The sequence below is a fragment of the Peptoniphilus sp. BV3AC2 genome, assembly GCF_000478945.1.
In the GTDB taxonomy this organism is placed as follows: Bacteria; Bacillota; Clostridia; order Tissierellales; family Peptoniphilaceae; genus Peptoniphilus_B; species Peptoniphilus_B duerdenii.
The window spans coordinates 1-11,399 of record NZ_AWXD01000021.1; the positions used below are offsets into that span (position 1 = coordinate 1).

General features: G+C 38.8%; 12 protein-coding genes. 11 read left to right on the forward strand and 1 reads right to left on the reverse strand.

Annotated elements, in window-relative coordinates:
• The first annotated feature begins 460 nt into the window (after nt 1-460).
• From HMPREF1252_RS04895 to HMPREF1252_RS04910, 5 genes are all read left to right on the forward strand, one after another.
• The gene (locus tag HMPREF1252_RS04895) at nt 461-979 is read left to right on the forward strand and encodes an N-acetylmuramoyl-L-alanine amidase family protein (RefSeq protein WP_255324977.1); all 519 of its coding nucleotides are present in this window, start codon (nt 461-463) and stop codon (nt 977-979) included.
• A complete protein-coding gene (locus tag HMPREF1252_RS04900; RefSeq protein ID WP_023059632.1) occupies nt 948-1,127 on the forward strand; it encodes a hypothetical protein in 180 nt (59 codons plus the stop codon). The genes HMPREF1252_RS04895 and HMPREF1252_RS04900 overlap by 32 nt, the downstream gene beginning before the upstream one ends.
• Nucleotides 1,128-1,137: 10 nt before the next feature.
• Nucleotides 1,138-1,356, forward strand: coding sequence for a DUF2922 family protein (locus HMPREF1252_RS04905; RefSeq protein WP_023059630.1), 219 nt, complete (start codon nt 1,138-1,140; stop codon nt 1,354-1,356).
• Between the two features lie 41 nt (nt 1,357-1,397).
• On the forward strand, nt 1,398-1,502 hold the full coding sequence (locus HMPREF1252_RS09560; protein ID WP_238318188.1) for a YvrJ family protein: 105 nt from the start codon (nt 1,398-1,400) through the stop codon (nt 1,500-1,502).
• Nucleotides 1,503-2,083: 581 nt separating this feature from the next.
• Entirely contained in the window at nt 2,084-2,701 is a 618-nt protein-coding gene (locus HMPREF1252_RS04910) for a sigma-70 family RNA polymerase sigma factor (RefSeq protein ID WP_023059623.1), read from the forward strand.
• Between the two features lie 436 nt (nt 2,702-3,137).
• Here HMPREF1252_RS04910 and HMPREF1252_RS04920 read toward each other — a convergent pair whose 3' ends face one another.
• Nucleotides 3,138-3,437 (reverse strand): GIY-YIG nuclease family protein, encoded by a 300-nt coding sequence (locus HMPREF1252_RS04920; RefSeq protein ID WP_023059624.1) that lies wholly within the window; start codon nt 3,435-3,437, stop codon nt 3,138-3,140.
• Nucleotides 3,438-4,171: 734 nt separating this feature from the next.
• Here HMPREF1252_RS04920 and hrcA point away from each other — a divergent pair.
• The 6 genes from hrcA to HMPREF1252_RS10010 all read left to right on the forward strand — a co-directional run bounded on the left by hrcA (nt 4,172) and on the right by HMPREF1252_RS10010 (nt 11,317).
• The gene (hrcA, locus tag HMPREF1252_RS04925) at nt 4,172-5,200 is read left to right on the forward strand and encodes a heat-inducible transcriptional repressor HrcA (protein ID WP_155804243.1); all 1,029 of its coding nucleotides are present in this window, start codon (nt 4,172-4,174) and stop codon (nt 5,198-5,200) included.
• A gap of 4 nt (nt 5,201-5,204) precedes the next feature.
• The gene (grpE, locus tag HMPREF1252_RS04930; RefSeq protein WP_023059625.1) at nt 5,205-5,789 is read left to right on the forward strand and encodes a nucleotide exchange factor GrpE; all 585 of its coding nucleotides are present in this window, start codon (nt 5,205-5,207) and stop codon (nt 5,787-5,789) included.
• A 15-nt stretch (nt 5,790-5,804) separates the two neighbouring features.
• Nucleotides 5,805-7,631: a molecular chaperone DnaK gene (gene dnaK, locus HMPREF1252_RS04935; protein ID WP_023059629.1), complete on the forward strand. Its 1,827-nt coding sequence runs from the start codon at nt 5,805-5,807 to the stop codon at nt 7,629-7,631.
• Between the two features lie 109 nt (nt 7,632-7,740).
• Nucleotides 7,741-8,865 (forward strand): molecular chaperone DnaJ, encoded by a 1,125-nt coding sequence (gene dnaJ, locus HMPREF1252_RS04940; protein WP_023059626.1) that lies wholly within the window; start codon nt 7,741-7,743, stop codon nt 8,863-8,865.
• 1,820 nt (nt 8,866-10,685) lie between these two features.
• Nucleotides 10,686-10,976 (forward strand): YitT family protein, encoded by a 291-nt coding sequence (locus HMPREF1252_RS10005; protein WP_023059622.1) that lies wholly within the window; start codon nt 10,686-10,688, stop codon nt 10,974-10,976.
• Nucleotides 10,977-11,029: 53 nt separating this feature from the next.
• The gene (locus tag HMPREF1252_RS10010; RefSeq protein WP_023059621.1) at nt 11,030-11,317 is read left to right on the forward strand and encodes a YitT family protein; all 288 of its coding nucleotides are present in this window, start codon (nt 11,030-11,032) and stop codon (nt 11,315-11,317) included.
• The last annotated feature ends 82 nt before the right edge of the window (nt 11,318-11,399 follow it).

The window sequence follows — 11,399 nt, forward strand, 5'->3', positions numbered from 1 at the left end:
AAAGGCTACTGCCTTTTCCGCTCAGGATGACGGGGAGAGGGTGGGACCCACCAGGGTTATACCCGTTCGACTACGACGGTTCCGCTTTACTTCACCGTCTCCGCTCAGGGTGACCGTCTTCATTAGGTTTTTGAAAGTGAAACAATCCGTACATAACCCCACTATGGTGACTGTCTTCCTCTGGAACTTTTATAGAGAATACCCTCCCAACTACCGTCACCCTGAGCGAGGAAATTTATTTCCGAGTCGAACGGGTATAACCTCCGAAGGTCAAGTCTAGGCAAGTGAAATCATCCGTACATAACCCCACTATGGTGACTGTCTTCCTTGTTTGTAGTTAAAATAAAAAACTTTAAATTTCTTTGGCACTTTTTGTCTCTTTTTACTATTTGTATTTAGAAGCAAGAAAAAAGCTTCTACTTTTAATAAAGGAGGTGAAATTTTGAGCTCAAAACTCCTTGTGGGTCCTCCTATTGAGAGGAGGCTCATCAAGAACAATTTCCGTTCGAGGTACAATGTTCCCATTCGCTACATCGTCATTCATGATACTGGAAACCCTAGTCCTACTGCTGATGCTATGAATCATTTCCGCTATTTTAACGGCGGGTACAGAGGGGCTTCGGCTCACTACTTTGTGGATGATAAGAGGATAGTGCAGATCGTTCTTGACAGATACGCTGCGTGGCATTGTGGCGATGGTAGGGGAAGGTTTGGTATTACCAATTCCAACTCTATCGGGGTCGAACTTTGTATCAATCGTGGAAATAACATGGCTAAGACTTATGATCTGGCAACCGCCTTGGTGGTAAGTCTCATGCTTAGGTACGATATCCCAATTGAAAGAGTGGTGAGACATTACGATGCTTCACGCAAGAGGTGTCCTGGTCACATGTATGGTAACAATTGGGAAAAATGGCACAGTTTCAAAGAAAATTTAAGGAGGAATTATGAAGAAACTAAGATTAGACAGAAAAGTTGATGAAAATGGCAAGACTAAAATCCACAAAAGATTTTTGCCTAAGTTAAGTGATGGCGTGACTGATGAGAATATCAGAGGGTTAAAAGGGACTTTGACTTTTATCCAAGGGGACATTACTTTAGTTAAGATTGAAGAAACAGAATTTTAAGGAGGATTAAATGATAACTAAAAGATCGGTAAGATTTAGATTAAAAGATGAAACAGCCAAAGTATTTTCTGTGACTTTTGACAATCCAAAGGAAGACATTAAACAGGCTGATATAGCTGCTTTCAATTCTTTTGTGATGGAAAATGACATATTCAGACCTTATGGTGCTAAGGTTGCATCTTTAGTTGGTGCTGAACTTGTGACAGTGACTAGAACTGATATAAAATAATGGAAGATTTATTACAAATTATTTCAAATATTGGATTTCCTATGGCGATTGCGGTGTACCTCCTCGTTAGACTCGAGGGTAAACTGGATGCACTGACCCACGCCTTGCAGGAGTTGACAGAAAATATTAAACATGGTATTAATTGAAAATAACCAGGATGATGATGGTCCCGGTTATTTTTTTTTGTTTTTTGGTTTTTGTTTTTTTGGTTTTTTGGGGGGGTGTGATCATCCGTGTTTGTTCTCTCCAGGGTTATACCCATTCGACTACGACGGTTCCGCCTTGTTCCACCGTCTCCGCTCAGGGTGACTGTCTTCCTTAGGTACTTTTTTAGAGAACACCTTCCCAACTGCCGTCACCCTGTAAGTGCGTTATACTGCCCAATTTGTCATCCTGAGCGAAGACGGTTTGCCGTCGAAGTCGAAGGATCTGACCTATATTTAACCCATATCTGCCAAAAAATCATCCTTATATAACCTCCAAATGTCAAGTCTAGGCAAGTGAAACAATCCGTACATAACCTCACCAGGGGAGAGATCCTTCGACTCCAGAGCCTAACGGCTCTTCCGCTCAGGATGACTAGGTGGGTGTCTATTTTCCTTTATTTTTCAAGACAAAAATGGTATGTTGACAACGAAAAATTATTTGCTATAATATAAATAGAACATATGTTCTTTTTAAGGATCTACCTTTAAGAACAAAATATTTTATATGGAAAGGAGTAATTATGATTACCAATTTTAAATCCTCTGTGGATGTTCATTCTTTAAACGAAAATATTTCTGGCGTTGCCACTGATTCTATTTCAAAGGACCGCATTGCTGGTCTGATTTCTATGTATCCCAACATTTCTCATGATGATCTTTATGAGATTATCGAGGCTTATCGTCCTCTTATCATCTCTAGTATCCAGAGTTTCTGCCCGATTTCTAAGGAATTCTCTGATCTATACAACGATGGCGTGGTATACTTAATCGAGAGTCTTTCTAATTTCGATCCTAGTCGTGGGTTCACTTTCGGCGCTTATATTAAGTCCGGTCTTAGGATTTATTATTTGGATACTCTTAGATATTTGATGAGGTATGCTGACAGTCCCGATGTGGAGGATTATATGGCGGCTTCAGATTCTTTGGAGGATGATTTTTTTAGGGACAAGGACTACGCTTCTCTCTACGATGCGATTGGGTCTTTGAAGTCTAGGGAGAGGGAAGTTATTTTTCTAAATTTTTACAAGGGTTTTAGTCTTTCTGAGATTGCTAGTGAGCTTGGGATATCTCTTAGGACTGTCAATCGGGTCAAACAGGCGGCTCTTGATAAGATGAAGGAGTTTTTGAAAGAGGCGTAGGGGTTATACCGTCAATCATTCCCCGCTGTTGTCATCCTAGCGATATCCTCTCAACAACAGTAATCCTTTTTAACCAAGTCTAGGCAAATGCATTGTAGCGGAAGTATGTAGGTGGTCGTCACTCTGCAATAGTGTTACACCGCCCAATTTGTCATCCTGAGCGAAGACGGCTTGCCGTCGAAGTCGAAGGATCTGACCTATATTTAACCAAGTCCTTGCAAAATAACATACATACATATTGAATTCTTCTATTAATCCGTTTTGGATTAATTTTTTTGTTTTTGTGGGTTTTTTGGGTTTTGTAGCGGAAGTATGTAGGTGGTCGTCTTCTTCTGGAACTTTTATAGAGAATACCCTCCCAACTGCCGTCACCCTGAGCGAGGAAATTTATTTCCGAGTCGAACGGGTATAACCTCCGAAGGTCAAGTCTATGCAACTATAATTTCTCAAAATTATTAATCCTATCCCACAGATCAATCCATTCCGGATTGTCCTTTTCAATAAGAGAATTTTTCTTTTCCCTAGTCCATTTTTTTAATTGTTTCTCTCTAGCAATAGCATCATAAGCAGTACTATAAATTTCGAAGTGAACGAGCTTATGAGTATGGAACTTTTTAGAAAAACCATCAACCAATTCATTCTTATGTTCATAAACCCTTCTAACTAAATCATTTGTAAAACCGATATAAATAATTGTATTGCTACTGTTGCTCATGATGTAAATATAATAATTCATAAATTTTCCTTTTTTATTTTATTATACCAGAATAGAATAATAAGATTGTTTAATCATCTATGTTGGACCCCACCAGGGTTATACCCATTCGACTCCAGCTCCTTCGTCGCTTCCGCTCAGGGTGACTGTCTTCCTCTGGGGTTTTCCTTATATAATGTCGGTAGGTGGTCGTCACCCTGAGCGAACGCAGTGAGTCGAACGGGTATAACCTCCGAAGGTCAAGTCCTTGCAAGTGAAACAATCCATGCATAACCCCACCAAGGGAGAGATCCTTCGACTTCAAAGGCTACCGCCTTTTCCGCTCAGGATGACCATATGGAGGAGTGGACCTCACTATAGTGACTGTCTTCCTCTGGGGTTTTCCTTATATAATGTCGGTAGGTGGTCGTCACCCTGAGCGAACGCAGTGAGTCGAACGGGTATAACCTCCGAAGGTCAAGTCTACGCAACTGAAATCATCAATACATAACCCCACCAAGGGAGAGATCCTTCGACTTCAGAGCCTAACGGCTCTTTCGCTCAGGATGACCATGTGGAGGAGTGGATCTCACTATGGTGACTGCCTTCATTTAGTTCTTCTTTGAAAATGGAAGCTGGTAGCTTCCGCTACAAAAAAATCCCTAAAAATTATTTGATAAAAATTAAAATATTTTAAATATTTTTAGCACTCTCACTTGACAACTGCTAAATATTTAGTTATACTATATATAGTCTTTAGCACTCGGAGAGTTTAAGTGCTAACAAAGAGGGTGACTATGGATACAAGAAAGATTGAAATTTTAAATGCGATTATTAAATCATATATTGATTCAGCGGTTCCCGTTGGTTCAAGGACTCTTTCCAAATGTTATGAATGGGGAATTAGTTCTGCTACGATTAGAAATGAGATGGCAGATCTTGAAGATCTCGGCTACTTGAACAAACCTCATTCTAGCGCTGGCAGGATCCCTTCTAATAAGGCTTACAGATTCTACGTTGATGAGATTTTAAATGCTATTAAGCTTGATCTTTTTGACAAGGATATCAGAAATAGTCTTATGGATGCTGGGACTGGAACCGAATCTTTTTACAGAAGTATTGTAAAGAGCATGGCTAAGTCCACTGGTCTCTTTACTTTCCTCATTAGTCCCAAGAAAAATTGCACGCTTATTAAGCATATTGAACTTCTTAAGCTTGATGATAATATTCTACTTCTACTTTTGATCGGTGATAATGGTCAGGTTGAGAGAAAGGTCATTAGCTACAATGGTGACATTGATGATGCTGATATTTTAAAGATTAAAAATATCTTAAATAAGAAGCTTACTCTTGTGGAATTTGATGAGATTTCTGAGATTGAGGTGGAAATTTCTGGTGATCTTACTAGACATCGTCAGCTTATCTTCGATATTGTTAAGGAAGCTAGTGATTTCAATAGAAATATTAAGTCTGTTGATATTTATTATGATGGTCTTTCTAATATTCTTAGTATTTTAGAGTTTTCTGATATGAATAAGGCTGTTAATTTTGTTAGTAGGCTTGAGGATGAGACTCTTTTCAAGGATATTATGAAGATTGATCTTCTTAATGACATAGATATTTCTATTGGCGATGAAAATGAAGATAATTCGCTTTCTGATTTTGCGGTGATAAGGGCGTATGTTAAGGGATTTTCTAAGGATATTGTCCTGGGGGTTTTGGGTCCTGTTAGGATGGATTACCAAAATGCACTGGAAAAAACTTTGATTTATAGAAATGTTTTAAAGAATATAGTGATGAGGTGAGATAATGTATAAGAATGAAGATATTGATAATTTGGAACAGTGGCAAGATTTAAATGAAGATTATGATGAAATAAATAAAGATAATGATAGCAGTTCTGAACCTGAGATCTTGGAGCCAGAAATTTTGGAACCTGAAAGGGATTCAAGCTATGTAGAGCCTGAGGATCAGGATGATGAACTTGAAAAGATGAAAGATCAGTTTATTCGTCTTCAAGCGGATTTCCAAAATTACAAGAGACGCGCTGAGAAGGACAGGATAAACTACATGAACATGGGCCTTGAAAAGCTTGCACAGGACATTTTGCCTGTGGTTGACAACTTTGAAAGGGCTATTGATTCTGCCGAAAACCACGATTCTTTCTACGACGGAATTGTGTTGATTGAGAGAAGCTTGGTTGAGGTTTTAAATAAATTTGAAATTAAAGAAATTGACTGTTTAAATAAACCTTTTGATCCAAACTTTGAGCATGCGGTGCTTCTAAGTGAGGAAGAGGGTGTTGAGTCAGGACTTGTAACTGAAGTTCTGCAAAAAGGATATACCATTGATGGCAAAGTTTTAAGACCTGCAATGGTTAAAGTTTCTAAATAATAGGAGGAAAATGAAATGAGTAAAATTATAGGAATTGACTTAGGTACAACTAATAGTGCAGTATCAGTAATGGAAGGTGGGGACGCTATAATCATCCCTAATATCGAAGGTAACAGAACTACACCTTCAGTAGTAGCTTTTACAAAAGACGGAGAAAGATTAGTAGGTGAAACTGCTAAACGTCAAGCTATTACAAACCCAGATAGAACTATCCAATCTATAAAGAGAGAAATGGGTCACGATTACACAGTAGATATCGATGGTAAGAAATATACTCCACAAGAAATCTCTGCTATGATTCTTCAAAAGTTAAAATCAGATGCAGAAAGCTACCTTGGTGAAACTATCACCGACGCTGTTATCACAGTGCCTGCATACTTCACAGATGCTCAAAGACAAGCTACTAAGGACGCAGGAAGAATCGCTGGTCTTAACGTTAAGAGAATCGTTAATGAACCAACTGCAGCAGCTCTTGCATATGGCGAAGACAAATCAAAAGGATCTGAAACTGTTATGGTTTATGACCTTGGTGGTGGTACATTCGACGTATCTATCCTAGAACTTTCTGACGGAGTGTTCGAAGTACACGCAACTCGTGGTAACAACAGACTTGGTGGAGACGACTTCGACCAAAGAGTTATCGACTATATTGCAGAAGAATTCAAGAAGGAACATGGTGTGGACCTAAGAGCTGACAAGATGAGTTTACAAAGACTTAAAGAAGCAGCTGAAAAGGCTAAGAAGGAACTATCTTCAACTATGAGCACAAACATCAACCTTCCATTCATAACAGCTAACCAATCTGGACCACTTCATCTAAATATGGACCTAACTCGTGCAAAGTTCGAAGAACTTATTAGCGACTTAGTTAAGAAGACTGAAGGTCCTGTACTAGATGCTATGAAGGACGCAGGTCTTACTAAAGATCAAATAGACAAGGTACTTCTAGTAGGTGGATCTACAAGAGTGCCAGCAGTACAAGAATGTATCAAACGTCTAGTTGGCAAAGAACCACAAAAGGATATCAACCCAGACGAATGTGTATCCCTAGGAGCAGCAATCCAAGGTGGAGTACTTTCAGGAGATGTAAAAGACTTACTACTACTTGATGTAACACCACTTTCACTAGGAATTGAAACCATGGGTAATATCACAACTAGATTGATTGAAAGAAATACAACAATCCCAACTAAGAAGTCACAAATATTTACAACAGCAGCAGATAACCAAACTTCAGTAGATATTCACGTACTTCAAGGTGAAAGACAAATGGCACAAGATAACATCACCCTTGGAAGATTCCAACTTGATGGAATTGCACCAGCAAGACGTGGAGTGCCACAAATCGAAGTAACATTTGATATAGACGCAAACGGCATCGTAAATGTAACAGCAAAAGACCTAGGAACAGGAAAAGAACAACACATCACAATCACATCTTCAACCAACATGACTGACGAAGAAATCGACAAGAAGGTAAAAGAAGCTGAAATGTATGCACAAGAAGACCAAAAGAAGAAAGATCTAATCGAAGCTAAGAACAACGCAGACTCAATGATCTATCAATCAGAACAAACATTAAAAGACGTAGCAGACAAGATCAGCGCAGATGACAAAGCAAACATTGAAAAAGCTATAGAAGAATTAAAAGCTGTAAAAGATGGTGAAGATCTAGAAGGAATCAAAGCTAAGACAGAAAGCTTAACCCAAGCATTCTACAAGATTTCAGAAGAACTTTACAAAGCTCAAGCACAACAAGGTGGAGCAGAAGGCGCAGAACATCACGATGAAGATGTAGTAGATGCTGATTACGAAGTTGTAGACGACGAAGAAAACAAATAAATAAAATAAATATTGAGGGAGGTTAAGCCTCCCTTTATATTACATAAAATAATATGTGGAAAAACCTAGAGTTTTGTTGTAGAATAGTCTTTTGAAAGGTTGTGAAAGGTTGAGAGACTTTTATGAAATACTAGAGGTAAAAAGAGAAAGTACCCAAACAGAAATCAAATCTCAATATAGAAAATTAGCAAAAAAATATCATCCCGACCTGAATCCAGGAGACGAAGAAGCTGCGGAACACTTCAAAGAAGTAAACATAGCATACGAAGTCTTATCAGATGAAAAGAAGAGACAGATGTATGACGCTTATGGAGAAGACGGCATAAATGGAAACGCAGGCAGCTATGGCGGCGGATTCGGTGACATATTCGGAGATATATTTGACATGTTTGGCCAAGGATTCGGTGGATTCGGCGGATATTCTGAAGCAGAATATAAAAATAGACCGATAAAAGGCGACGACGTAAGAGTTGACATAATAATCGACTTTAGAGAATCCATCTTCGGAGCCAAAAAAGATATAAACGTAAAGAGAACAGAAACTTGCAAGACATGTAACGGCGAAGGAACCGCACCGGGAACCCACAAGCACACCTGTGACAAATGTAATGGAACAGGTAAGATCAGGACCGCCACATCATCACCATTTGGAAGATTTACTCAAGTGAGCGCCTGTGATAAATGCAAAGGAACTGGAGAGATCATAGACACACCATGTCCAGATTGTAAAGGTCACGGAACGAGAGTGGTAAATAAAAAGATAACCATCGACGTACCAAAGGGAATCGATGACAAGATGATCTTGACCCTAAGGGAAGAAGGAGACGCAGGACTAAACGGCGGACCAGCAGGAGATCTCTACGTCTATGTAAGAGTGAAAGAAGACCAAATATTCAAAAGAATGGGTAACGATTTGTACTTGGAACTACCAATCACCTACACAGATGCAGTGCTAGGAGGAAGTATCAAAGTACCGACACTTACAAAGCTTGTAGATTACGACATACCATCAGGCACAAAATCTGGAACCACATTTAGAATAAAAGGCGAAGGAGTGCCATACCTAAGAAAAGATGGAAAAGGCGACTTGGTGTTCAAAGTGGACATCCATGTGCCAAAGAAAATATCCGATGAAGAAAGAGAAATTCTAGAAGAACTTAGGAAAAAAGAAGGAAAAGAAATAAAGAAAGAAAGAGAAACATTTTTCGATAAAGTGAAAAAGTTTTTTGAATAGAATAGGGAATAATTTTGAATAGATGGGAGACCATCTATTTTTTTATTTTTATTTTTGGGTTTTGGGGGTTTGTAGCGGAAGCAAATAATCATCAGTGTTGACCTCACCGTAGTTATACCCGTTCGACTCCAGCTCCTTCGTCGCCTCCGCTCAGGGTGACTGTCTTCCTCTGGAACTTTTTTAGAGGACACCCTCTCAACTGTCGTCACCCTGAGCGAGGAAATTTATTTCCGAGTCGAACGGGTCTGACCTATATTTAACCAAGTCTTTGCAACTGCATAGTAGAGGAAGCAACCTGCTTCCATAAACTTAGATACTAAATTCTATTAACTTAGGCGATAGCCGTACGACAACCATTCTTACTATTCATCCTCGTAGCGGAAATCCAGGTTCCACAGCCGAATGGCGTAGATTCTTTAAATAATGCAAATAATTAGCACCTATCGAGGGACAACCATGCCAACCTCATCAATAATCTAACCCCACCAGGGGAGAGATCCTTCGACTCCAAAGGCTGTCGCCTTTTCCGCTCAGGATGACCGTGTGAAGGAGTAGACCCCGCTATGGTGACTGTCTTCCTCTGAAACTTTTTTAGAGGACACCCTCCCAACTGTCGTCACCATGAGCGAGGAAATTTATTTACGAGTCGAACGGGTCTGACCCATATTTAACCTAGTCTTTGCAAATGAAATCATCAATACTTGACCCCGCCACAGTTTAAATAATTCCTTAATTAATTCCGTACAGAGCCTATCGGCTATGGAAGCAAAATGCTTCCGTTACAAAATACCATATTCCTAAATTTCTTTTAATAACAAATTCAAAATCTTCCTCTAACCTATCCCATAGAATCCTTAGTCACAATCCTGGTATAGACACAACCTAAGCCACTGCAAGTGATTTTTGCTTTCGGCGTTAAGAAATTTTCCACTGTTTGAGCGAAGCGAGTTTGGAAAATTTTAGCCGAATAAGAAAATCACTACCAAAACCTCCTAATGCGAGGTGGGAAGAGGGAGCTCGAGGGAGAAGGGAGGAAACTGCGAGTCTCGAAGAGAAAACCGCAGGTTTTTTTGAGAGACGTTAATTCCCTCCCTCTCCCTCGTAAAAAAAGATTTGAAGAAGAAAGAATTGGTTTTGGTTATGTAAAAGATATTTATTTACATTTATTTTTATGGTTATAATAATCATCTATGTTGGACCCCACCAGGGTTATACCCATTCGACTACGACGGTTCCGCCTTGCTCCACCGTCTCCGCTCAGGGTGACTGTCTTCCTTTGGGTACTTTTATAGAGAATATTCTCCCAACTACGGTCACCCTGAGCGAACGAAGTGAGTCGAACGGGTATAACCTCTGAAGGTGAAGTTTTTGCAAATGAAATCATTATTGTATAATCACATCAGTGTGACTGTCTTCTCTTGGTTTTACTAAAATAATTCCTATATCAAAAATATTTCTCCAAATTTCTATCATCATTTATTAAACTTTATATTCATAATATAAAACGGCTTAAAATAGCCATTTTCTATTGACAACTACAAAGAAAAGTTATAATATTATTATGAAAGAAAATTAAGTATCTTTTAAGGTTACCTTCGGGTAGTTTTTATCTGATGACAGTTCTTGCGATAAAGAGCCTGGTTTATGTCTGATGTGACAGATTTATAGGCTAAAAAGTGGTTCTGGTTCAGAGTTTTTACAAGAAAAAATTAAGAAACAAAAAAGCATCTCACCTAAAAGACGTTTGGCCGTCTTTTTTTTGTTGCAAATTTTTATTGCGATAGATTTAAGATAGGTAAATTAAGAATAGGAGTGAAATAATGCTAAATAAAAAACTTAATTTTTTAGATTTATCCTTTAGATCTCTTCTAAGGATTGTTTTAGGCAGCGGGATTCTCGCTTTTGCCGTGTTGAATGTGCATGACCAAAGTTTTGTCACTGAAGGTGGTATCCTTGGTCTTATGCTATTTTTTAAGAAGATGCTTGGGATTGATCCTTCGATATCTTCTGTTGTGCTTGATATTTTGTGCTACATTTTGGGTTACAAAATCCTCGGTGGCGATTTTATCAAGAAGTCCATGGTGGCGACCATTTTATTTTCCGTTTTTTAAGTATTTTTAAATTTACTGGAACTATTTTACCGCCTCTTTATGACAGCCCTCTTGTGGCTGCTGTACTTGGTGGGGTTTTAATCGGACTTGGTTGCGGTCTTGTGGTTACTGAAGGTGGTGCTACTGGCGGTGACGACGCTTTAGCTCTTGCCATTTCTGACAAGTTTAACCTAAGTCTAGCCATGGTATACATCATTTGTGATATAGTTGTGCTTGCTATGTCTATTAGCTATATTCCTGTGACTCAACTTGTGTTTTCTCTTATCACGACTACGATTAGTTCTGTGATTGTGGGACAGATTGAGCTTAAGGGTAGAGTGGCTATGGCTGCAAGTGCGTAACAATGATATTAAATTCTAAAATAAAAAGTATTGGATAAGTTTCCAATACTTTTTTTTATTTATTTACTAATATTTACTTTTT